The organism is Pantoea sp. Taur (genome assembly GCF_009830025.1).
Lineage (GTDB): Bacteria > Pseudomonadota > Gammaproteobacteria > Enterobacterales > Enterobacteriaceae > Pantoea > Pantoea communis.
Window position 1 is genome coordinate 29,716 of the sequence record NZ_SZZZ01000012.1, and the last position, 23,077, is coordinate 52,792.

General features: G+C 54.9%; 19 protein-coding genes. All 19 read left to right on the plus strand.

The window, feature by feature from the left end; all coding sequences use genetic code 11:
• Positions 1 to 134: 134 nt before the first annotated feature.
• Complete coding sequence (gene cra, locus FD744_RS16330; protein ID WP_097118335.1) at positions 135 to 1,145, plus strand: catabolite repressor/activator; 1,011 nt, start codon at positions 135 to 137, stop codon at positions 1,143 to 1,145.
• 493 nt (positions 1,146 to 1,638) lie between these two features.
• Complete coding sequence (mraZ, locus tag FD744_RS16335; protein WP_034825993.1) at positions 1,639 to 2,097, plus strand: division/cell wall cluster transcriptional repressor MraZ; 459 nt, start codon at positions 1,639 to 1,641, stop codon at positions 2,095 to 2,097.
• Positions 2,098 to 2,099: 2 nt separating this feature from the next.
• Positions 2,100 to 3,041, plus strand: coding sequence for a 16S rRNA (cytosine(1402)-N(4))-methyltransferase RsmH (gene rsmH / locus FD744_RS16340; RefSeq protein WP_034825988.1), 942 nt, complete (start codon positions 2,100 to 2,102; stop codon positions 3,039 to 3,041).
• Positions 3,038 to 3,358: a cell division protein FtsL gene (gene ftsL, locus FD744_RS16345; protein WP_034825986.1), complete on the plus strand. Its 321-nt coding sequence runs from the start codon at positions 3,038 to 3,040 to the stop codon at positions 3,356 to 3,358. Before rsmH ends, ftsL begins: the two co-directional genes overlap by 4 nt.
• A 20-nt stretch (positions 3,359 to 3,378) precedes the next feature.
• Complete coding sequence (locus FD744_RS16350) at positions 3,379 to 5,145, plus strand: peptidoglycan glycosyltransferase FtsI (RefSeq protein ID WP_058960906.1); 1,767 nt, start codon at positions 3,379 to 3,381, stop codon at positions 5,143 to 5,145.
• Positions 5,132 to 6,619, plus strand: a complete 1,488-nt coding sequence (gene murE, locus FD744_RS16355) for a UDP-N-acetylmuramoyl-L-alanyl-D-glutamate--2,6-diaminopimelate ligase (RefSeq protein ID WP_160868737.1) — start codon at positions 5,132 to 5,134, stop codon at positions 6,617 to 6,619. The genes FD744_RS16350 and murE overlap by 14 nt, the downstream gene beginning before the upstream one ends.
• A complete protein-coding gene (gene murF / locus FD744_RS16360; RefSeq protein WP_160833549.1) occupies positions 6,616 to 7,977 on the plus strand; it encodes a UDP-N-acetylmuramoyl-tripeptide--D-alanyl-D-alanine ligase in 1,362 nt (453 codons plus the stop codon). The genes murE and murF overlap by 4 nt, the downstream gene beginning before the upstream one ends.
• Entirely contained in the window at positions 7,971 to 9,053 is a 1,083-nt protein-coding gene (mraY, locus tag FD744_RS16365; RefSeq protein WP_034829683.1) for a phospho-N-acetylmuramoyl-pentapeptide-transferase, read from the plus strand. Before murF ends, mraY begins: the two co-directional genes overlap by 7 nt.
• 2 nt (positions 9,054 to 9,055) lie before the next feature.
• The gene (murD, locus tag FD744_RS16370) at positions 9,056 to 10,372 is read left to right on the plus strand and encodes a UDP-N-acetylmuramoyl-L-alanine--D-glutamate ligase (protein ID WP_160868738.1); all 1,317 of its coding nucleotides are present in this window, start codon (positions 9,056 to 9,058) and stop codon (positions 10,370 to 10,372) included.
• Positions 10,372 to 11,586: a cell division protein FtsW gene (ftsW, locus tag FD744_RS16375; RefSeq protein WP_160868739.1), complete on the plus strand. Its 1,215-nt coding sequence runs from the start codon at positions 10,372 to 10,374 to the stop codon at positions 11,584 to 11,586. Before murD ends, ftsW begins: the two co-directional genes overlap by 1 nt.
• Complete coding sequence (gene murG / locus FD744_RS16380; RefSeq protein WP_160833547.1) at positions 11,583 to 12,641, plus strand: undecaprenyldiphospho-muramoylpentapeptide beta-N-acetylglucosaminyltransferase; 1,059 nt, start codon at positions 11,583 to 11,585, stop codon at positions 12,639 to 12,641. Before ftsW ends, murG begins: the two co-directional genes overlap by 4 nt.
• Positions 12,642 to 12,710: 69 nt before the next feature.
• On the plus strand, positions 12,711 to 14,186 hold the full coding sequence (murC, locus tag FD744_RS16385) for a UDP-N-acetylmuramate--L-alanine ligase (protein ID WP_160868740.1): 1,476 nt from the start codon (positions 12,711 to 12,713) through the stop codon (positions 14,184 to 14,186).
• On the plus strand, positions 14,179 to 15,099 hold the full coding sequence (locus FD744_RS16390) for a D-alanine--D-alanine ligase (RefSeq protein ID WP_160868741.1): 921 nt from the start codon (positions 14,179 to 14,181) through the stop codon (positions 15,097 to 15,099). The genes murC and FD744_RS16390 overlap by 8 nt, the downstream gene beginning before the upstream one ends.
• A 1-nt stretch (position 15,100) precedes the next feature.
• The gene (gene ftsQ / locus FD744_RS16395) at positions 15,101 to 15,940 is read left to right on the plus strand and encodes a cell division protein FtsQ (protein WP_160833545.1); all 840 of its coding nucleotides are present in this window, start codon (positions 15,101 to 15,103) and stop codon (positions 15,938 to 15,940) included.
• Positions 15,937 to 17,193: a cell division protein FtsA gene (ftsA, locus tag FD744_RS16400; protein WP_013507861.1), complete on the plus strand. Its 1,257-nt coding sequence runs from the start codon at positions 15,937 to 15,939 to the stop codon at positions 17,191 to 17,193. Before ftsQ ends, ftsA begins: the two co-directional genes overlap by 4 nt.
• 71 nt (positions 17,194 to 17,264) lie before the next feature.
• A complete protein-coding gene (gene ftsZ, locus FD744_RS16405; RefSeq protein WP_034829667.1) occupies positions 17,265 to 18,419 on the plus strand; it encodes a cell division protein FtsZ in 1,155 nt (384 codons plus the stop codon).
• Between the two features lie 101 nt (positions 18,420 to 18,520).
• Complete coding sequence (gene lpxC / locus FD744_RS16410) at positions 18,521 to 19,438, plus strand: UDP-3-O-acyl-N-acetylglucosamine deacetylase (RefSeq protein ID WP_058960899.1); 918 nt, start codon at positions 18,521 to 18,523, stop codon at positions 19,436 to 19,438.
• A gap of 268 nt (positions 19,439 to 19,706) precedes the next feature.
• A complete protein-coding gene (gene secM / locus FD744_RS16415; protein WP_370523067.1) occupies positions 19,707 to 20,207 on the plus strand; it encodes a secA translation cis-regulator SecM in 501 nt (166 codons plus the stop codon).
• 75 nt (positions 20,208 to 20,282) lie between these two features.
• Positions 20,283 to 22,988, plus strand: a complete 2,706-nt coding sequence (secA, locus tag FD744_RS16420) for a preprotein translocase subunit SecA (protein WP_160868743.1) — start codon at positions 20,283 to 20,285, stop codon at positions 22,986 to 22,988.
• The last annotated feature ends 89 nt before the right edge of the window (positions 22,989 to 23,077 follow it).

Here is a 23,077-nt window from a genome sequence, read left to right on the forward strand (position 1 = left end):
TGCGCTTGTGAGTGCTGCCCGATAAAAGCGGTTGCTCAGCGTAGTGTTCTGCGGTTAGATGTTACAAATGTTTTACCCATAGCTACTCTGCGGACATTTGCCCAGCCCTGGCTTATCAGAATTAAGGTGTCATCGTGAAACTGGATGAAATTGCGCGCCTGGCGGGCGTGTCGCGCACCACGGCCAGCTACGTTATCAATGGCAAAGCGCGGCAGTATCGTGTCAGCGACAAAACCGTCGAAAAAGTGATGGCGGTGGTGCGTGAACATAATTATCACCCCAATGCTGTTGCGGCAGGCCTGCGCGCCGGACGTACGCGTTCAATTGGTCTGGTGATCCCGGATCTTGAGAACACCAGTTACACGCGCATTGCCAATTATCTGGAGCGCCAGGCACGTCAACGTGGCTATCAGCTGCTGATTGCCTGCTCGGAAGATCAGCCTGACAATGAAATGCGCTGTATTGAACATCTGCTGCAGCGCCAGGTGGATGCGATCATTGTTTCGACCTCGTTGCCGCCAGAACACCCGTTTTATCAGCGCTGGATCAACGATCCGCTGCCGATTATCGCGCTGGACCGTGCGCTGGATCGTGAACACTTCACCAGTGTGGTCGGTGCCGATCAGGACGATGCGCATGCTCTGGCGGCTGAATTGCGTCAGCTTCCGGTGAAAAATGTGCTGTTCCTTGGGGCCTTGCCTGAGCTTTCAGTCAGTTTCCTGCGTGAAATGGGCTTCCGCGATGCGTGGAAAGACGATGAACGCACGGTGGATTACCTCTACTGCAACAGCTTTGATCGCACTGCGGCTGCCACACTATTCGAGAAATACCTCGAAGATCATCCGATGCCAGATGCGTTGTTTACCACCTCATTCGGTCTGCTTCAGGGCGTGATGGACATTACCCTAAAGCGGGATGGCCGCCTGCCCACTGACCTGGCTATCGCCACCTTTGGCGACCACGAATTACTGGACTTTTTAGAGTGCCCGGTACTGGCGGTGGGGCAGCGTCATCGCGATGTCGCCGAGCGCGTGCTGGAATTAGTTTTGGCCTCGCTGGATGAACCGCGCAAACCGAAGCCGGGATTAACCCGTATTCGCCGCAATTTATTCCGCCGTGGTCAATTAAGCCGACGTACGAAATGAAATCGCGGGCAGATGGCTGCCCGCACTTATTAATCATTCAGATATTTTTCTGCCATAGGACTGGGGTAAAAAAGCGTAAATAGTCACCACTTTCCCTAACGAATTAACTGCGCTGAATTTTCTTATTTGTTTACATCTTCAGCAGTGACGCGTAGCAGAGCTGGCGCGATGGTGCTGGGCTTCCTTTCAGAAATCCCCTAAAATGCAGCCGCTGTCGCATATCCCGGGATAATTATCTTTTGCGATTAAAACGCTTTATTTTTCGCCATTTTTCAAATCGTGAAAATTTTTATTCCATTATTCATCAGGTTAATTTTTTATTTTGCCATTCATTCCCCTAAATTCCCCTCCACTAAATAATTCTCACCCTTGTAAAGAGTGATATTCACTTGTCGTTGCGGCTTGACAAGGATTTCATAGGCTCCGTAAACTCGTTTCGTGGTAAAAAGTGGGATAAAGTGGTGAAAACGGGTGATTGGGGGGTAGGACTGACATGTTCCGAGGAGCAACGTTAGTCAATCTCGACGGCAAAGGCCGATTGGCGGTACCAACGCGCTATCGTGAATTGCTTGTCGCGGAGTCTCAGGGGCAAATGGTGTGCACCATTGACCTCCACCAGCCATGTCTGTTGCTTTATACCCTGCCCGAATGGGAAATCATCGAGAAAAAACTGGCGCGCTTATCCAGCATGAATCCGATTGAGCGTCGCGTGCAGCGACTGCTGTTAGGACATGCGAGTGAATGCCAGATGGATAATGCAGGTCGTTTATTGCTGGCGAATACGCTACGGCAACATGCGAGCCTGACCAAAGAAGTGATGCTGGTTGGACAGTTCAATAAGTTTGAGCTGTGGGATGAACAGACCTGGTATCAACAAGTTAAGGACGATATTGACGCAGAACAGTCGGCTCAGGAGCCTTTATCTGAGCGGTTGCAGGACTTGTCGCTATAGCTATGCAGGATAATTTTAAACACACCACAGTGCTGCTGGATGAGGCGGTTAACGGCCTCAATATCAGGGAAGACGGCATTTACATTGACGGCACTTTTGGGCGCGGCGGTCACTCACGTCTGATCCTTTCGCAACTGGGCGAGAAGGGGCAGTTACTGGCGATCGATCGCGATCCGCAAGCCATAGCCGCTGCAGCTGAAATTCAGGATCCACGTTTTTCGATCGTGCACGGACCCTTTTCGGCGCTGGCAGAGTATGTCGAAGCGCGTGGTCTGACAGGCAAGATCGATGGCGTATTGCTCGATCTTGGCGTGTCATCACCGCAGTTGGATGACGCAGAGCGCGGTTTCTCGTTTATGCGTGATGGGCCACTGGATATGCGTATGGACCCGACACGGGGCCAGTCTGCAGCAGAGTGGCTGATGAACGCCGAGGAAGCCGATATCGCCTTCGTCATCAAGACCTACGGTGAAGAGAAATTTGGCAAACGTATCGCACGCGCCATCGTCGAGCGTAATCGTGAACAGCCAATGACGCGCACCAAAGAGTTAGCCACCGTGATCGCTGCTGCGATGCCGGTGAAGGACAAGTTTAAACATCCGGCCACGCGCACCTTCCAGGCGATTCGTATTTGGATCAACAGCGAACTGGAAGAGATCGATACTGCACTGAAAGGGGCAATGTCGGTGCTGGCACCTGGCGGGCGGTTATCGGTTATCAGCTTCCATTCGCTGGAAGACCGTTTGGTGAAGCGTTTTATGCGCGATCAGAGCCGAGGCCCGCAAGTTCCAGCGGGTATCCCAATGACCGAAAGCCAGCTTAAAGCGCTAGGTGGACGTGAATTGAAAACCTTAGGCAAGCTGATTCCGGGTGAAGCGGAAGTCAACGAGAACCCGCGCGCACGCAGTTCGGTACTGCGTATTGCTGAGAGGACCGCGACATGATTGGCAACGAGCGACACAGCCTGCCCGGCGTCATCGGCGGTGACCTGCTGCGATTCGGCAAGATCCCGGTGTTGCTGCTGATTGCAGTACTTGTGTCCTCGGTGTTGGTGGTGACCACCACGCACAAAACGCGGCTGTTAACGGCGCAGCGCGAACAGTTGGTGTTAGAACGTGATGCGCTCGATATCGAGTGGCGTAACCTGATTTTGGAAGAGAATGCGCTCGGCGATCATAGCCGGGTTGAGCGAATAGCAACCGATAAGCTGCAGATGCAGCATGTTGATCCTTCACAGGAAAATATCGTGGTGCAGAGATAAATAAGGAATCGCAGACCTCAATGAGCGGCGCAGGCAAAACGCTGAAGTTAAAAAAACAGGAAGATAAGGCCAGCTTTATAAGCTGGCGTTTTGCGTTGCTGTGCGGCTGTATTTTACTGGCTTTGGGCGGATTGCTGTCACGCGTGGCGTGGTTACAGGTCATTAGCCCGGATAAGCTGGTCAAAGAAGGGGATTTGCGTTCGCTGCGTGTTCAATCTGTTCCCACTGCACGTGGCATGATCAGCGATCGTGCTGGCCGTCCGTTAGCCGTCAGCGTGCCGGTGAATGCCATCTGGGCCGATCCTAAAGAGCTGATGGAACACGGCGGCGTGTCACTCGACAGCCGCTGGAAAGCCCTTTCAGATGCGTTGTCCATCCCACTCGATCAACTCGCCGCGCGCGTGAATGCCAATCCCAAAGGGCGCTTTATCTATCTGGCGCGTCAGGTGAATCCAGCGATCGGCGAATACGTCAAAAAACTCAAGCTGCCCGGCATTTACCTGCGTGAAGAGTCGCGTCGTTACTATCCAGCCGGTCAGGTCACTGCACATCTGATCGGCTTTACCAACATTGATGGTCAGGGCATTGAGGGCATCGAAAAGAGCTTCGACAAGTGGCTGACCGGCGCGCCAGGCGAGCGTACGGTGCGTAAAGACCGCTACGGTCGCGTGATTGAAGATATCTCCTCTGTCGACAGCCGCGCGGCGCACAACCTGACGCTCAGCATCGACGAACGCTTGCAGGCGCTGGTGTACCGCGAGCTGAACAATGCCGTTGCCTTCAACAAAGCGGAGTCGGGCACTGCCGTGCTGGTGGATGTGAACACCGGTGAAGTGCTGGCAATGGCCAACAGCCCGGCTTACAACCCAAACAATCTCTCCAACACGCCGAAAGATGTGATGCGCAACCGTGCCATTACCGACATCTTCGAGCCAGGCTCCACCGTCAAACCGATGGTGGTGATGACCGCGCTGCAGCGTGGCGTGGTGAAAGAGAACAGCGTACTGAATACCGTGCCGTACCGCGTCAATGGTCATGAGATCAAGGACGTGGCACGCTACAACGAATTGACCCTTACCGGGGTTTTACAGAAGTCGAGTAACGTCGGGGTTTCACGTTTGGCGTTAGCGATGCCCTCCTCAGCACTCGTAGATACTTACGCGCGCTTTGGACTGGGTAAACCGACCAATTTGGGGCTGGTCGGGGAAAGTAGTGGCTTATACCCTCAAAAACAACGGTGGTCTGACATAGAGAGGGCCACCTTCTCTTTCGGCTACGGGCTAATGGTAACACCGTTACAGTTAGCGCGAGTCTACGCAACCATTGGCAGCTACGGCATCAACCGCCCGCTGTCGATCACCAAAGTTGACCCGCCAGTGGCGGGTGAACGCGTTTTCCAGGAAGACCTGGTGAAAACGGTGATGCATATGATGGAGAGCGTTGCGCTGCCTGGTGGCGGTGGGGTTAAAGCCGCCATCAAGGGTTATCGCATCGCGATTAAAACCGGTACTGCGAAAAAAGTGGGACCGGATGGACGCTACGTCAATAAATACATTGCTTACACGGCAGGTGTTGCACCTGCCAGTCGCCCTCGTTTTGCGCTGGTGGTGGTGATCAACGATCCCCAGGCCGGTAAATATTATGGTGGTGCGGTTTCTGCACCGGTGTTTGGCGCCATCATGGGCGGTGTATTACGCACCATGAACATTGAACCAGATGCGCTGCCGACAATTGATAAAGACGAGTTGGTGAAGAACAGAAGTGAGGAATCAAGTGACCGATCGTAACCTGCGCGATTTACTGGCCCCGTGGGTGCCGGGTGCGCCGGCGCGTCCACTCCGTGACATGACACTAGACAGCCGCTCAGCGGCTGCTGGCGATCTGTTTATCGCCGTGGCGGGCCATCATGCTGATGGACGTCGTTTTATTCCGCAGGCTATTGCTCAAGGCGTGGCGGCAGTGATTGCCGAAGCCGAGGGTGAAGCCAGCGATGGAGATATCCGCGAGATGCACGGCGTCCCGGTTATCTACCTGGCGCAGTTGCAGCAGCGTCTCTCTGCACTGGCCGGGCGCTTTTATCAGCAGCCTGCTGAAAAACTTAAATTAATCGGTGTCACCGGCACCAACGGAAAAACCACCACCACGCAGCTGATGGCGCAGTGGGCCAATCTGCTGGGTGAAACCGGTGCCGTGATGGGCACGGTGGGTAATGGCTTATATGGCCAACTGGTGGCTACCGAAAACACCACCGGTTCCGCGGTAGATGTTCAACATGTGTTGAATGATTTGGTGGAGCAGGGCGCCACGCTGGCCGCGATGGAAGTCTCTTCTCACGGCCTGGTGCAGCATCGCGTGGCGGCACTGCCCTTCGCGGCTGCCGTATTCACCAACCTGAGCCGCGACCACCTCGATTATCATGGTGATATGCAGGGCTACGAAGCCGCCAAATGGCTGCTGTTCTCTGAGCATCAGGTTGGCGAAGCCATTATCAACGCTGATGACGAGGTCGGACGCCGCTGGCTGGAGAAACTGCCGGATGCCGTTGCCGTCACCCTGGCTGACAACTTGCAGCCTGGCTGTCGTGGACGCTGGTTGAAAGCCACAGCGGTGAATTATCACGATGGCGGTGCGCATATCCAGTTCAGCTCCAGCTGGGGCGACGGGAAATTTGATAGCCGTCTGATGGGCGCATTCAATGTCAGCAATCTGCTGCTGGCACTGGCCACCTTGCTGACGCTCGATTATCCGCTGGAGGCGCTGGTATCAAGCGCTGCTCAGCTGCAACCGGTATGCGGTCGCATGGAAGTGTTCACGGCGCCAGAAAAACCCACAGTGGTGGTGGATTATGCTCACACCCCCGATGCGCTGGAAAAAGCGTTGGAAGCTGCCCGTCTGCACTGTAAAGGCAAGCTGTGGTGCGTGTTTGGCTGCGGCGGCGATCGTGACAAAGGCAAACGTCCGTTGATGGGCGCGATTGCCGAACAGTTCTCTGACATCGTGGTCATCACCGATGACAATCCGCGCAGCGAAGAACCTGCCGCGATTGTGAATGACATTCTGACTGGCTTGCTTGATCCCGGTCGCGCCCGCGTGGTCGCGGGACGTGCGCAAGCGGTCACTAACGCCGTGATGCAGGCCAATGTCGATGACATCGTGCTGGTGGCTGGTAAAGGCCATGAAGATTATCAAATCATTGGTAACCGTCGTTTGGATTACTCCGATCGCGACACCGTCGCCCGTTTACTGGGGGTGATGGCATGATCCCGGTTTCTTTGAAAACACTGGCTGAAATCAGTGGTGGTCAACTGCACGGCGCTGATTTGACGCTGAATGATGTGACCAGCGACACGCGTAAAGTGGCTGATGGCAGCCTGTTTGTCGCACTGGTCGGTGAGCGTTTTGATGCGCATGACTTTGCTCAGGATGCTATTGCCCAGGGTGCCAAAGCGCTGCTGGTGAGTAAGCACTTGCCTTTAGATGTGCCGCAAGTGGTGGTGGCAGATACCCGCATTGCCTTTGGTCAGCTCGGCGCCTGGGTGCGTCAGCAATCGAAGGCGCGCGTGGTAGCACTGACCGGTTCATCCGGTAAAACCTCCGTCAAAGAGATGACCGCTGCCATTTTGCGTCAGTGTGGTGAAACCCTCTATACCGCTGGCAACCTGAACAACGACTTCGGCGTGCCGATGACGTTGCTGCGTCTGACCCCAGAACACGAGTTCGCGGTGATTGAGCTGGGTGCCAATCATCAGGGCGAGATTGCTTACACCACCGATTTAGTGCGTCCTGAAACGGCGCTGGTGAATAATCTCGCTGCAGCGCATCTGGAAGGCTTTGGTTCACTGGCCGGTGTAGCGAAAGCCAAAGGCGAAATTTTTGGTGGATTGCCAGTACACGGCACCGCCATCGTCAATGCTGACAGCAACGACCTCGCTAACTGGCAGTCGCAGTTTGTCGATAAGACCCTGTGGCGCTTCTCGCCACAGCCGATGGCAGATGCAGAATTCCGTGCCAGCGAGATCGTGCTACGCGCCGACGCCACGCTGTTTACCTTGCATACGCCGCGCGGAGACATTGCTGTTGCGCTTCCGCTGCCTGGTCGCCACAACATCGCGAACGCGCTTGCTGCTGCTGCGCTGGCACTGTCCGTTGATGCCCCGCTAAGCGCGATCCAAACCGGTTTGAAAACACTGCAGCCCGTACCGGGGCGTCTGTTCCCGATTCGTCTGGCAGACAATCAACTGCTGCTGGATGACAGCTATAACGCCAACGTCGGTTCGATGACGGCGGCCGCACAGGTACTGGGCGATATGCCAGGGTTCCGAGTGATGGTCGTCGGTGATATGGCCGAACTGGGCGATGAAGCGGAAGCTTGCCATCAGCAGGTGGGTGAAGCCGCCAGGGCAGCAGGTATTGATTGTGTTCTGAGTACCGGCACTTTGAGTCGGTTGATCGGTGAAAGCAGCGGTAAAGGCGAGCATTTCGCCACCAAAGCCGAGCTGACTGTACGTTTACGCGCATTGCTGTCCCAACATCAGGACATCACTATTTTGGTTAAAGGCTCACGTAGCGCCGCCATGGAGCAGGTCGTCGAGAGCTTACAGGAGAAAGGAACATGCTAGTCTGGCTGGCCGAACATTTGGTCGCACTTTATTCCGGCTTTAACGTCTTCTCGTATTTGACGTTTCGCGCCATTGTCAGCCTGCTGACCGCTCTGTTCCTATCACTCTGGATGGGCCCGCGCCTGATCGCCTGGCTGCAGAAACTGCAGATTGGCCAGGTGGTGCGTAACGACGGTCCGGAATCGCACTTCAGTAAGCGCGGTACGCCAACCATGGGCGGCATCATGATCCTCACCTCCATCACCGTCTCGGTGTTGATGTGGGCGTATCCATCCAACCCTTATGTGTGGTGCGTGCTGGCGGTGCTGATTGGTTTCGGCATTATCGGTTTCGTCGATGACTATCGCAAAGTGGTACGCAAAGACACCAAAGGCCTGATTGCCCGCTGGAAATACTTCTGGATGTCGGTGATTTCCCTTGGCGTGGCTTTTGCGCTTTACGCTGCGGGCAAAGGCACACCGGCCACTCAGTTGGTGGTGCCGTTCTTTAAAGACATCATGCCGCAGCTGGGATTGTTTTATGTGCTGCTGGCTTACTTTGTGATTGTCGGCACCGGTAATGCGGTCAACCTGACGGATGGTCTGGATGGCCTGGCGATTATGCCAACCGTCTTCGTGGCAGCAGGCTTTGCTCTGGTGGCATGGGCGACCGGTAACGTGAAGTTTGCTGAGTATCTGCATATTCCGTATCTGCGCCATGCGGGTGAGTTGGTGATTGTCTGTACCGCGATTGTCGGTGCCGGTCTTGGCTTCCTGTGGTTCAACACCTACCCGGCTCAGGTCTTTATGGGCGATGTGGGTTCACTGGCACTGGGGGGTGCGTTAGGCACTATCGCCGTGCTGCTGCGTCAGGAGTTTTTGCTGGTGATCATGGGCGGCGTGTTTGTGGTTGAAACGCTGTCGGTGATTCTGCAGGTGGGATCGTTCAAGCTGCGCGGCCAACGCATTTTCCGCATGGCCCCGATTCACCATCACTATGAATTGAAGGGCTGGCCGGAGCCGCGTGTCATCGTGCGCTTCTGGATTATTTCACTGATGCTGGTGCTGATTGGCCTGGCAACGCTGAAGGTACGTTAATCATGGCTGACTATCGGGGCAGAAAAGTCGTCATCATTGGACTCGGCATCACTGGCCTGTCCTGTGTTGATTTCTTCCTCGCGCAGGGCGTGACGCCTCGCGTGATGGATACCCGTGTGTCTCCGCCTGGCCTCGACAAGTTGCCTGAGGCGGTTGAACGCTATGTAGGCGGTATCAACAGTGACTGGTTGCTGGCGTCGGACTTGATCGTTGCCAGCCCAGGCATCGCGCTTGCTCATCCTGCATTAAGTGAAGCCGCGGATGCCGGTATCGAAATCGTCGGTGATATCGAACTGTTCTGCCGTGAAGCTCAGGCGCCGATTGTCGCGATCACCGGCTCGAACGGTAAAAGCACTGTCACCACCCTGGTGGGTGAAATGGCCCGTGCAGCAGGTTGGCAGGTTGGCGTGGGTGGCAACATCGGTTTACCGGCGCTAACCCTGCTGAAATCTCCGGCACAGTTGTATGTGCTGGAACTTTCCAGCTTCCAACTTGAGACCACCTACAGTCTGCAAGCAGCGGCTGCCACCATTCTCAACGTAACGGAAGATCATATGGATCGCTATCCGTTGGGCATGCAGCAGTATCGTGCGGCGAAATTGCGCATTTATGAAAACGCCCGCGTCTGTGTGGTCAATGCCGATGATGGTATGACCATGCCGGTTCGCGGTGTTGATGCACGTTGTGTCAGTTTTGGCATTAATCTCGGTGATTACCACCTGACCCAGCAGCAGGGCAACACCTGGCTGCGGGCGCAGGGTGAAAGGGTATTAAACACAGACGAAATGACGTTGGTGGGGCAGCATAACTACACCAACGCACTGGCGGCCCTGGCACTGGCAGATGCGGTGAATATCCCGCGCGCTTCCAGTCTGAAAGCGTTAACGACTTTCACCGGCCTGGCGCACCGTTTCCAACTGGTGCATGAAGCCAATGGCGTGCGCTGGATTAATGACTCCAAAGCCACCAATGTCGGCAGTACTGAAGCGGCACTCAATGGTTTGCAGGTGAAAGGCACCTTGTGGCTGTTGATGGGCGGCGATGGCAAATCTGCTGACTTCAGTGCACTGACGCGCTTTTTGCAGGGCGACAATGTTCGCATCTACTGCTTTGGTCGTGACGGCGATGCGCTCGCGGCGTTGCGCCCGGAGATCGCCACGCGCACAGAGACGATGCAGCAGGCCATGGAGCAGATTGCCCCTCAGGCGAAGGCGGGCGATATGGTGCTGCTGTCACCGGCCTGCGCCAGCCTCGATCAGTTCCGTAATTTTGAACAGCGCGGCGACATCTTCGCGCAACTGGCGAAGGAGTTGAGCTGATGCGCATTCCAGGTGTCGGTATTGCCAGCTTCCTCTCCGTGCGTTTACGCGATTGGGTGATGGGCGGCCGTGAAAATGATGATGCGCCAGTGGTGCTGTATGATCGTACGCTGCTGTGGCTGACCTTTGGTTTGGCGATTATCGGCTTTGTGATGGTGACTTCAGCGTCGATGCCGGTCGGCCAGCGTCTCAACGAAGACCCGTTCTACTTCGCTAAACGCGACGCTTTCTATATTGCCCTGGCGGTATGCATGGCGCTGGTGACATTGCGCGTCCCAATGGATTTCTGGCAGCGCTACAGCAACGTGATGCTGATGGCGTCTGTGGCAATGCTGCTGATCGTCCTGGTGGTGGGTAGTTCGGTTAACGGTGCATCGCGCTGGATTGCCCTCGGCCCACTACGTATTCAGCCGGCCGAATTGTCCAAGCTTTCCCTGTTTTGCTATCTCGCCAGCTATCTGGTGCGCAAAGTGGAAGAGGTGCGCAACAACTTCTGGGGCTTTTGTAAGCCGATGGGCGTGATGGTGGTGTTGGCCGTGTTACTGCTGGCGCAACCGGATCTCGGAACTGTAGTTGTGCTGTTTGTGACGACGCTAGCGATGCTGTTCCTTGCGGGTGCCAAAATGTGGCAGTTCCTGGCGATCATCGGCTCCGGTATTTTTGCCGTGGTGCTGCTGATTATCGCTGAACCCTATCGTATGCGCCGTGTGACTTCTTTCTGGAACCCATGGGAAGATCCTTTTGGCAGCGGCTACCAGCTGACCCAGTCGCTGATGGCCTTCGGTCGTGGTGAATTCTGGGGCCAGGGCCTCGGCAACTCGGTGCAAAAACTCGAGTATCTGCCGGAGGCACACACCGACTTTATCTTCTCCATCATTGGTGAAGAGTTGGGTTATGTCGGTGTGGTTTTGGCGCTGTTAATGGTATTCTTCGTCGCTTTTCGCGCGATGTCGATTGGTCGCCGTGCTCTGGAGATCGATCAGCGCTTTTCGGGCTTCCTCGCTTGCTCAATTGGCGTGTGGTTTAGCTTCCAGGCGCTGGTTAACGTCGGTGCGGCAGCAGGTATGCTGCCGACCAAAGGTCTGACACTGCCGCTGATCAGTTACGGTGGCTCAAGTCTGATCATCATGTCGACCGCCATCGTGTTTTTATTGCGCATTGATTATGAAACGCGTCTGGCAAAAGCGCAGGCGTTTACCCGAGGTGCTCGATGAGTAGCAAGCGGCTGATGGTGATGGCCGGCGGAACCGGCGGACATGTGTTCCCTGGTCTGGCGGTGGCACACCATCTGATCGAACAGGGCTGGCAGGTGCGCTGGCTCGGAACCGCTGACCGAATGGAAGCGGATTTGGTGCCGAAACATGGCATCGAAATTGAATTTATCCGTATTAGCGGTTTGCGCGGCAAAGGTGTTAAGGCGCAGTTACTGGCACCGGTACGCATCTTCAATGCATGGCGCCAGGCGCGTCGCATCATGAAGCGCTGGCAGCCGGACGTGGTGCTCGGCATGGGCGGATACGTTTCCGGTCCAGGTGGATTAGCCGCGTGGAGTTGCGGTATTCCCGTGGTGCTGCATGAGCAGAACGGCATTGCCGGGCTGACTAACAAGTGGCTGGCGAAAATTGCCACCAAAGTGATGCAGGCGTTTCCGGGCGCTTTCCCGAAAGCGGATGTGGTCGGCAATCCCGTGCGAACTGATGTGTTGGCCCTGCCACTGCCCGCTGAACGACTGAATGGGCGCACTGGTGCGATTCGTGTGCTGGTGGTCGGCGGAAGCCAGGGCGCACGTATCCTGAATCAGACAGTGCCGCAAGTGGCCGCAGAACTGGGTGATGCCATCACGATTTGGCATCAAAGCGGCAAAGGCGCGCTGGAGACGGTGCAACAGGCCTATCGCGATGCCGGACAGCCGCAGCACAAGGTCACCGAGTTTATCGATGATATGGCGGAAGCCTATGCCTGGGCGGATGTAGTGGTGTGTCGTTCGGGCGCATTGACGGTGAGCGAAGTGGCCGCCGCAGGTTTACCGGCGATCTTCGTGCCGTTTCAGCACAAAGACCGTCAGCAGTACTGGAATGCGTTGCCGCTGGAGCAAGCGGGCGCAGCCAAAATTTTCGAGCAGCCGCAATTTACCGCGACTGCAGTAGCGGACACGTTGCGCCATTGGGATCGCGCCACGCTGCTGGCGATGGCTGAGAAAGCCCGTCAGGTAGCGATTCCTGATGCAACCGATCGGGTTGCGCAGGAAGTGGCACGCGTCGCGAAGTAATTAATAGGTCGGTTTGACCGGCTGTACCTGAATGCAGGTACGAATGAGATCAACAGGTAATTGAGACAGATGAATACACAACAATTGGCAAAACTGCGTTCCATTGTGCCCGAGATGCGTCGCGTCCGGCACATTCACTTTGTCGGCATCGGTGGTGCTGGCATGGGCGGTATTGCCGAGGTGTTGGCGAACGAAGGTTATCACATCAGCGGGTCGGATCTGGCGCCTAACCCGGTGACCCAGCATCTGGCCTCATTGGGTGCGACCATTTATTTCAACCATCGCCCGGAAAACGTGACGGATGCGAGCGTGGTGGTGGTGTCGACTGCGGTGGCTCAGGACAACCCGGAACTGGTCGCGGCACGCGAGCAGCGTATCCCGGTGATTCGCCGTGCAGAGATGCTGGCTGAGCTGATGCGCTTCCGTCATGGCATCGCGGTTGCCGGTACGCACGGCAAAACCACCACCACAGCGATGGTTACCAGTATTTATGCCGAAGGTGGCTTAGACCCAACTTTCGTCAATGGCGGCCTGGTGAAAGCAGCGGGCACACATGCTCGTTTGGGCACCAGCCGTTACCTGATTGCGGAAGCCGATGAGAGTGACGCGTCGTTCCTGCATCTGCAGCCGATGGTGGCGATTGTCACCAATATCGAAGCGGATCATATGGACACCTATCAGGGCGATTTCGAAAACCTGAAGCAGACGTTCATCAACTTCCTGCATAACCTGCCGTTCTACGGACGTGCGGTGATGTGCGTAGATGATGTGGTGATCCGCGATTTGATCCCACGCGTGGGCCGTCAGGTCACCACTTACGGCTTCAGTGATGACGCCGATGTGCGTATCGAAAACTATGAACAACGTGGCGCGCAGGGGCACTTTACCCTGATTCGTCAGGACAAGCCGGTGCTGAAAGTGACCCTGAATGCGCCGGGCCGTCACAATGCCTTAAATGCTGCTGCTGCGGTTGCAGTGGCGACGGAAGAAGGCATTGAAGATAACGCGATTCTGGCGGCACTGGAGAGTTTCCAGGGCACCGGGCGCCGCTTTGATGTGCTGGGCGAGTTTGATACCGCAGCGGTTAACGGCAACCCAGGCAGCGCAATGCTGGTGGATGATTACGGTCATCACCCAACGGAAGTGGATGTCACCATCAAAGCCGCACGTGCCGGCTGGCCAGAGAAAAAACTGGTGATGGTATTCCAGCCGCACCGTTACACGCGAACCCGTGACCTGTTTGATGACTTCGCGAATGTGCTGTCACAGGTCGATGTATTGCTGATGCTGGATGTCTATCCTGCCGGTGAAGCACCGATTCCAGGCGCGGATAGCCGTTCACTGTGCCGCGCGATTCGCAGTCGTGGCAAGGTTGACCCGATTCTGGTCTCTGAGCACGATGCGTTGCCTGAAGCGCTGGCCCCGTTGTTGTCAGGTGACGATCTGGTCATCGTGCAGGGCGCCGGCAATATCGGCAAGATCGCCCGCAAACTGGCTGAGCTTGCGTTGCAGCCAGCTGCGAAAACGGAGGCGCGTCATGGCTGAGAAAGTCGCCGTCCTGATGGGCGGAACCTCGGCAGAGCGTGAAGTGTCGCTGATGTCGGGCAGTGCGGTGTTAGCTGGTCTGCGTGAGATGGGCATTGATGCACACGGCGTGGATACCCGTGATGTGTCAGTGCTGGACCTCAAAGCGCAGGGCTTTGATAAAACCTTTATCGCTCTGCACGGTCGCGGCGGTGAAGATGGCACGCTGCAGGCGGTGCTGGAGTTCCTCCAGTTGCCGTATACCGGCAGCGGCGTGATGGCTTCGGCGATCACCATGGATAAACTGCGCAGCAAATTGCTGTGGCAGGGCAGGGGACTGCCTTCAGGCAAATTCGTCTGGTTGACGCGTCAGCAGCAGGAGCAGGGTTTAGACGCACAAACGCAGGCTGCGATTGATGCGCTCGGTCTGCCGCTGTTTGTGAAGCCAAGCTGTGAAGGTTCAAGTGTCGGCATCAGCCGTGTGAACACGTTAGAAGCCTTGCCTGCAGCGCTGGATGAAGCGTTTCGCCACGATAATGACGTGTTGATTGAGGCTTTCCTGAGCGGTGCGGAATATACCGTTGGCATTCTGGGTGATGAAATTCTGCCTTCAATCAGAATTAAAACCGCCAGCGAGTTCTATGACTATGAAGCCAAATACATTTCTGACGATACTGAATACTTCTGCCCAAGCGGTTTGAGTGCAGAACAGGAAGCAGAATTAAAGACGTTAGTATGGGCAGCCTGGCGTGCACTGGGATGCAGCGGCTGGGGGCGTGTCGATGTGATGACGGATGCTGAGGGTAAATTCCAGTTGCTGGAAGTGAATACCTCTCCGGGCATGACCAGCCACAGTCTGGTGCCGATGGCCGCGAAACAGGCAGGATACAGTTTCCCGCAGCTGGTGGCGCGTATTCTGGAACTGGCTGACTGATATGTCTCAGGCGGCGATACGTGTACGAAATCGCGAACCCCAGGAGCGTGCGCGCACCGGGCGTAGCAACGGTGCCCGACTGTTTGGCGTCGTATTCCTGCTGATGGTGTTGGGCATCATGGCTGCCGGTGGGCTGGTGGTGCTGAAGTGGATGAATGATGCGTCGCGTTTACCGCTGTCGAAGCTGGTGGTGACCGGGGAAACGCATTACACCACGCATGATGACATTCGCCAGGCCATTTTGTCGCTCGGTGCACCTGGCACGTTTATGTCGCAAAACGTGGACATCATCCAGCAACAGATTGAGCGTTTACCCTGGATTAAACAGGTCAGTGTGCGTAAGCAGTGGCCTGATGAGCTGAAGATTAACCTGGTGGAGTATGTTCCGGTGGCACGCTGGAATGACTCACACATGGTAGACGCCGATGGCGTCTCCTTCAGCGTCCCGGCCAGTCATATCGGTAAAGAAACATTGCCGATGTTATATGGCCCGGAAGGCAGTGAAACAGAGGTGTTGGCGGGCTATCACACCATGAGTGATGTGCTCAAAGCCGGCAAGTTTACCCTGAAGGTCGCGTCGATGACGGCGCGGCGCTCGTGGCAGTTAGTGACCAGCGACGATGTGCGCATCGAACTGGGACGCAGCGACACCATGAAGCGTCTGAACCGTTTTATTGAGCTCTATCCGGAGCTGCTGCAGCAGGGCCAGAGTCAGAACAAGCGCATTACCTATGTCGATTTGCGCTACGACTCCGGTGCCGCAGTAGGCTGGGCAGCGGCCCCGCTGGAGCCACAGGACAGTAATCAGCAACAAAACCAGGCACAGGCTAAACCACAATGATCAAGGCAACGGACAGAAAACTGGTAGTAGGACTTGAAATCGGCACCGCAAAGGTTGCCGCCCTGGTTGGGGAAATTCTGCCTGATGGTATGGTCAACATTATTGGGGTGGGCAGCTGCCCGTCTCGCGGTATGGATAAAGGCGGCGTAAATGACCTTGAGTCGGTGGTGAAATGCGTTCAACGCGCCATCGACCAGGCTGAACTGATGGCTGATTGCCAGATTTCGTCGGTTTACCTTGCTTTATCGGGCAAACATATCAGTTGTCAGAACGAAATCGGGATGGTTCCGATTTCGGAAGAGGAAGTGACTCAGGATGATGTAGAGAACGTGGTACATACGGCGAAATCCGTACGCGTACGCGATGAACATCGTATCCTGCATGTTATTCCTCAGGAATATGCCATTGATTATCAGGAAGGCATCAAGAATCCGGTGGGACTTTCCGGCGTGCGTATGCAGGCGAAAGTGCACTTGATCACCTGCCACAATGATATGGCGAAAAATATTGTTAAAGCCGTTGAACGTTGCGGCCTGAAAGTTGACCAACTGATTTTTGCCGGACTGGCATCCAGTTTCTCGGTTCTGACTGAAGATGAACGTGAGCTGGGCGTCTGTGTTGTTGACATCGGTGGCGGTACAATGGATATCGCGGTTTACACCGGCGGCGCACTGCGTCACACCAAAGTGATCCCTTATGCAGGGAATGTGGTGACCAGTGATATCGCCTATGCCTTCGGCACACCGCCAACCGATGCGGAAGCGATCAAAGTACGCCATGGTTGTGCGCTGGGTTCGATTGTTGGCAAAGATGAAAACGTCGAAGTGCCGAGCGTCGGTGGGCGTCCACCGCGCAGTCTGCAACGCCAAACGCTGGCAGAAGTGATTGAGCCGCGTTACACCGAATTGCTGAATCTGGTGAATGACGAGATTCTGCAACTGCAGGAGCAACTGCGCCAGCAGGGCGTGAAACACCACCTGGCAGCAGGCATCGTGCTGACCGGTGGCGCAGCACAGATTGAAGGTTTGGCCGCTTGCGCCCAGCGTGTATTTCATACGCAGGTGCGTATTGGTCAGCCACTTAACATCACCGGCCTGACGGATTATGCGCAGGAGCCGTATTACTCAACTGCAGTCGGTCTGCTGCATTACGGCAAAGAGTCACACATGAACGGTGATGCAGAAACGGAAAAACGTGCTTCAGTGGGCAACTGGTTTAAACGTATCAATAGCTGGCTGAAGAAAGAGTTTTAATTTTTGAAAAAGGAGATCATGCAGGCAATGTTTATGATCTCCAGGCGACAGGCACACAACGGAGAGAAATCATGTTTGAACCTATGGAATTAACCAATGACGCGGTGATTAAAGTCATCGGCGTCGGCGGCGGCGGTGGCAACGCCGTAGAGCACATGGTACGCGAGCGTATCGAAGGTGTAGAATTCTTCGCTGTAAACACCGACGCGCAAGCGTTGCGTAAGACAGCGGTTGGCCAGACGATCCAGATCGGGACCGGCATCACCAAGGGTCTCGGTGCGGGTGCAAACCCGGAAGTGGGTCGTACCTCAGCTGAGGAAGATCGTGAAGCACTGCGTTCTGCGCTGGAAGGGGCAGACATGGTGTTTATCGCTGCTGGCATGGGCGGCGGTACCGGTACCGGTGCAGCGCCAGTCGTGGCAGAAGTAGCAAAAGATTTGGGTATCCTGACCGTTGCGGTGGTGACCAAGCCCTTCAACTTCGAAGGCAAAAAGCGTATGGCTTTTGCTGAACAGGGTATCGCTGAGCTGTCTAAGCATGTCGATTCACTGATCACCATCCCGAACGACAAGCTGTTAAAAGTGCTGGGTCGCGGTATCTCTCTGCTGGATGCCTTTGGTGCAGCCAACGACGTACTGAAAGGTGCGGTGCAGGGTATCGCCGAGCTGATTACTCGCCCAGGCTTGATGAACGTTGACTTCGCGGACGTGCGTACCGTGATGTCAGAAATGGGTTACGCCATGATGGGCTCCGGCGTGGCGTGCGGTGAAGATCGTGCCGAAGAAGCAGCCGAAATGGCGATCTCCAGCCCACTGCTGGAAGATATCGATCTGTCTGGTGCGCGCGGCGTGCTGGTCAACATCACGGCGGGCTTCGACCTGCGTCTGGATGAGTTCGAAACCGTGGGTAACACTATCCGCGCCTTCGCCTCTGACAACGCGACCGTGGTCATCGGTACTTCTCTGGACCCAGAGATGAACGACGAACTGCGCGTGACCGTCGTTGCTACCGGTATTGGCATGGATAAGCGTCCAGAAATTACGCTGGTGACCAACAAACCGGCTTCGCAGCCAGTGATGGATCATCGCTACCAGCAGCACGGCATGGCGCCGTTGCCGCAGGAGCAGAAGCCGGCAGCGAAAGTGGTTAACGACCAGCCAGCATCGTCCAATAAAGAGCCAGATTATCTTGATATTCCAGCCTTCCTGCGTAAGCAGGCAGACTAAGAATATCCTGAGAATTGGGATTCTCCGCTCTTTGTGCTAAAGTATTCGCCCGCTGGTAATTTATACTGGCGGTCGGATGGGTAATATTGCGAGATAATGCGATGATCAAACAAAGGACATTAAAACGTATTGTTCAGGCGACGGGTGTCGGTTTACATACCGGCAAGAAAGTCACGCTGACCTTACGCCCTGCGTCGGCTAATACCGGGGTCATCTATCGTCGCACTGACTTGAATCCACCGGTTGATTTCCCGGCTGATGCAAAATACGTGCGCGACACCATGCTGAGTACCTGCCTGGTGAATGATGAAGGCGTGCGTATATCGACGGTTGAACACCTGAATGCTGCATTGGCTGGCTTGGGTATCGACAACATTATTGTTGAAGTCGATGCGCCCGAAATCCCAATTATGGATGGCAGTGCCGCGCCTTTTGTCTACTTGCTGATGGATGCAGGCGTCGAAGAGCTGAACAGTGCGAAGAAATTCGTACGCGTTAAGCAGACGGTGCGTGTTGAAGATGGCGATAAGTGGGCCGAGATCAAACCTTACAACGGTTTCTCACTCGACTTTACTATCGACTTCAAACATCCGGCAATTGACTCAAGCTCGCAGCGTTACCAGTTAAACTTCTCGGCTGATGCGTTTGTTCGCCAAATCAGTCGTGCGCGCACCTTTGGTTTTATGCGTGAAATCGAATATCTGCAGTCTAAAGGCCTGTGCCTGGGCGGTAGCTTAGATTGTGCGATTGGTCTTGATGATTTCCGCGTACTCAACGAAGACGGTCTGCGCTTTGAAGATGAGTTCGTTCGTCACAAAATGCTGGACGCGATCGGCGATCTGTTTATGTGTGGCCACAACGTGATTGGCGCATTCTCTGCGTTTAAATCAGGCCATGCGTTAAACAACAAATTGCTGCAAGCGGTGCTAGCGAAGCAGGAAGCTTGGGAATGGGCGACCTTCGAAGACGAAGCTGAACTGCCACTGGCATTCAAAGCACCAAATTTAGTTCTGGCGTAAGTCAGTCATAAAAACGGCAGTTTCCCTGACACCCTCTCCGGTCAGTGGAAGCTGCCATTTTTTATTGCCTGTTTTTTATTCCTGCAAGACCGCTCTCAATTCTCTGCTATCACTGGCGAAAGCCTGTACAAATAAACGTGAAATCCCCCGTAAGCCCTTTAATCACTGGTGTCCTGGCCCCACATAAGTGCTATTATCTGGCGCTCATATGAGCAGGTTCGCGGATAACCGCAACGGCTTCATTACTTTATATAACTGTGGACAGGTTGTGATCGGGATTTTCTCACGCTGGCGACAATTAGGCAGACGCTACTTCTGGCCTCATCTCTTGTTAGGGATGGTGGCGGCCAGTTTGGGCTTGCCTGCCTGTGCGCAAAGTGCGGAGTCCACGGCGACAGACTCGCCCATCAGCAGCCTGTTTGTTGGCAATGTTGTTCATTTCGATCATTTAATCCGTCTGCAGGAAAGTGCGCGTCGACCCAATTTCAATGTCGATTACTGGCATCAGCATGCCATTCGCACGGTCATTCGCCACCTCTCATTTAGCATGACGCCACCAGCAGAAGCGGAAGAGAGTCATACAGTCCCGCTGGCGGTACAAAAGCTGGCGTTAATCGATTCGCTGCAGGCGCTACTCACATCGCCAGCTCAACCCGCTATTGCATTAGAGCCGCAGGAAACGCTGCGTCATCGCGAACCTCAAATTCACACTTCTGCTGACTGGCAGGCTGCTATTCATGGCATCCGCGCCGGGCCTGCCATTGCTTAACAGCTAACGATTTTCCACATCCTGTTTTAGATTTTCCAGTCCGCATGAATGCGGCTGAATTGAGAAAAATTTATCATGTTAATCAAATTGTTAACCAAAGTCTTTGGCAGCAGTAACGATCGTACCCTGCGTCGTATGCGCAAAATCGTCGATGTCATCAATAAGATGGAGCCGGATTTCGTCAAGCTCTCGGATGACGAACTGAAAGCCAAGACCGACCTGTTCCGTGAACGCCTGAAGAAAGGTGAAAGCCTTGAAAGCCTGATTCCTGAAGCCTTTGCCACGGTGCGTGAAGCCAGTAAACGTGTGTTTGTTATGCGCCACTTCGATGTACAGCTGATTGGCGGCATGGTGCTGAATGAGCGTTGCATCGCCGAGATGCGTACCGGTGAAGGTAAAACCCTGACGGCAACACTGCCGGCTTACCTGAACGCATTGAGCGGTAAAGGCGTGCACGTGGTCACGGTGAACGATTACCTGGCTCAGCGTGATGCCGAAAACAACCGTGCACTGTTCGAGTTCCTGGGTCTGTCAATCGGCATCAACCTGCCAAATATGCCCGCAGTGGCGAAACGCGCTGCCTATGCTGCGGATATCACCTACGGTACTAACAACGAATACGGCTTCGACTACCTGCGCGACAACATGGCATTCAGCCCGGAAGAGCGTGTACAGCGTAAACTGCACTACGCGTTGGTGGATGAGGTTGACTCCATCCTGATCGATGAAGCGCGTACGCCGTTAATCATCTCCGGTCCTGCTGAAGACAGCTCCGAGCTGTACACCAAAGTGAATAAAATCATTCCTCACCTGGTGCGCCAGGAGAAGGAAGACTCAGAAACCTTCCAGGGTGAAGGTGACTTCTGGGTCGATGAGAAAGCACGTCAGGCACACATGAGCGAGCGTGGTCTGGTAAAAGTTGAAGAGCTGCTGGTGAGCCAGGGCATTATGGAAGAAGGTGAGTCACTTTACTCGCCAACCAACATCATGCTGATGCACCACGTGACGGCTGCACTGCGTGCGCATGCGCTGTTTACTCGCGATGTCGATTACATCGTAAAAGATGGCGAAGTGATCATCGTTGATGAGCACACTGGCCGTACCATGCAGGGTCGTCGCTGGTCTGATGGCTTGCATCAGGCTGTTGAAGCCAAAGAAGGCGTGGAAATCCAGAACGAGAACCAAACGCTGGCTTCCATCACCTTCCAGAACTACTTCCGTATTTACGAAAAACTGGCCGGTATGACCGGTACTGCTGATACCGAAGCGTTTGAATTCAGCTCGATTTATAAACTCGATACCATCGTGGTGCCAACTAACCGTCCGATGGTGCGTAAAGATATGGCTGACCTGGTCTATATGACCGAGAAAGAGAAGATCGACGCGATCATCGAAGACATTCGTACTTGCACTGCGAAAGGCCAGCCGGTGCTGGTCGGTACCATTTCGATTGAGAAATCAGAGGTGGTTTCTAACGAACTGACGCGCGCGGGTATCAAACACAGCGTGCTGAACGCCAAGTTCCACGCCAGCGAAGCGGATATCGTGGCACAGGCGGGTCAACCAGCTGCAGTCACCATCGCAACCAACATGGCAGGTCGTGGTACCGATATCGTGTTGGGTGGCAGCTGGCAGGCCGAAGTGGCAGCGCTGGATGAACCTTCAGAAGCGCAGATTCAGGCCATCAAAGAAGCCTGGAAACTGCGCCATGATGCAGTTCTGGCATCGGGCGGTCTGCACATCATTGGTACTGAACGCCACGAATCTCGTCGTATTGATAACCAGTTGCGCGGCCGTGCGGGTCGTCAGGGTGATGCCGGTTCATCACGCTTCTACCTTTCAATGGAAGATGCGTTGATGCGTATCTTTGCTTCGGATCGTGTGTCTAACATGATGCGTAAACTGGGCATGAAACCAGGCGAAGCGATTGAGCATCCATGGGTCACCAAAGCGATTGCCAATGCACAGCGTAAAGTGGAAAGCCGTAACTTCGACATCCGTAAGCAGCTGCTGGAATACGATGATGTGGCCAACGATCAGCGCCGCGCTATCTACAGCCAGCGTAATGAACTGCTGGACGTGTCTGATGTGTCTGAAACCATCAACAGCATCCGTGAAGATGTGTTCAAAGCCACCATCGACACCTACATTCCGCCGCAGTCGCTGGAAGAAATGTGGGATGTTCCTGGTCTGGAAGAACGCCTGCGTAACGATTTTGATCTGGATCTGCCGATTGCAGAATGGCTGGATAAAGAGCCGGACCTGCACGAAGAAACGCTGCGTGAACGTATCATGAGCCGCGCGCATGAAAACTATGCGTCGAAAGAAGAAGTGGTTGGCGCTGAAATGATGCGTAACTTCGAAAAAGGCGTGATGCTGCAAACGCTGGATTCACTGTGGAAAGAGCATCTGGCGGCGATGGATTATCTGCGTCAGGGCATCCATCTGCGCGGTTATGCGCAGAAAGATCCGAAGCAGGAATACAAGCGCGAGTCCTTCTCGATGTTCGCCGCCATGCTGGAGTCACTGAAGTATGAAGTGATCAGCACCCTGAGCAAAGTGCAGGTGCGCATGCCGGAAGGAGTCGAGGCGATGGAACAGCAACGCCGTGAAGAGGCTGAGCGTCTGGCACAGCAGCAACAGCTGAGCCACGTTGATGACGAAACCGCAGCAGCTGCGGCCCTGGCTGCACAGGGTGGGGAGCGCAAAGTAGGACGCAACGATTTGTGCCCATGCGGTTCCGGTAAGAAATACAAACAGTGTCATGGCCGCCTGGCCTGATAAACGAGGAGCCTTCGGGCTCCTTTTTCTTTTGGCCGTCGCCACAGAGTTAACATTGCCTGGCGACTGCATTACTATCAGCGCTCATT

Excerpts from the sequence above, each read along its gene's own strand:
- mraZ (WP_034825993.1), top strand. The coding sequence starts at position 1,639 with ATGTTCCGAGGAGCAACGTTAGTCAATCTCGACGGCAAAGGCCGATTG.
- rsmH (WP_034825988.1), top strand. The coding sequence starts at position 2,100 with ATGCAGGATAATTTTAAACACACCACAGTGCTGCTGGATGAGGCGGTT.
- ftsL (WP_034825986.1), top strand. The coding sequence starts at position 3,038 with ATGATTGGCAACGAGCGACACAGCCTGCCCGGCGTCATCGGCGGTGAC.
- FD744_RS16350 (WP_058960906.1), top strand. The coding sequence starts at position 3,379 with ATGAGCGGCGCAGGCAAAACGCTGAAGTTAAAAAAACAGGAAGATAAG.
- murF (WP_160833549.1), top strand. The coding sequence starts at position 6,616 with ATGATCCCGGTTTCTTTGAAAACACTGGCTGAAATCAGTGGTGGTCAA.
- mraY (WP_034829683.1), top strand. The coding sequence starts at position 7,971 with ATGCTAGTCTGGCTGGCCGAACATTTGGTCGCACTTTATTCCGGCTTT.
- murD (WP_160868738.1), top strand. The coding sequence starts at position 9,056 with ATGGCTGACTATCGGGGCAGAAAAGTCGTCATCATTGGACTCGGCATC.
- ftsW (WP_160868739.1), top strand. The coding sequence starts at position 10,372 with ATGCGCATTCCAGGTGTCGGTATTGCCAGCTTCCTCTCCGTGCGTTTA.
- murG (WP_160833547.1), top strand. The coding sequence starts at position 11,583 with ATGAGTAGCAAGCGGCTGATGGTGATGGCCGGCGGAACCGGCGGACAT.
- murC (WP_160868740.1), top strand. The coding sequence starts at position 12,711 with ATGAATACACAACAATTGGCAAAACTGCGTTCCATTGTGCCCGAGATG.
- FD744_RS16390 (WP_160868741.1), top strand. The coding sequence starts at position 14,179 with ATGGCTGAGAAAGTCGCCGTCCTGATGGGCGGAACCTCGGCAGAGCGT.
- ftsQ (WP_160833545.1), top strand. The coding sequence starts at position 15,101 with ATGTCTCAGGCGGCGATACGTGTACGAAATCGCGAACCCCAGGAGCGT.
- ftsA (WP_013507861.1), top strand. The coding sequence starts at position 15,937 with ATGATCAAGGCAACGGACAGAAAACTGGTAGTAGGACTTGAAATCGGC.
- ftsZ (WP_034829667.1), top strand. The coding sequence starts at position 17,265 with ATGTTTGAACCTATGGAATTAACCAATGACGCGGTGATTAAAGTCATC.
- lpxC (WP_058960899.1), top strand. The coding sequence starts at position 18,521 with ATGATCAAACAAAGGACATTAAAACGTATTGTTCAGGCGACGGGTGTC.
- secA (WP_160868743.1), top strand. The coding sequence starts at position 20,283 with ATGTTAATCAAATTGTTAACCAAAGTCTTTGGCAGCAGTAACGATCGT.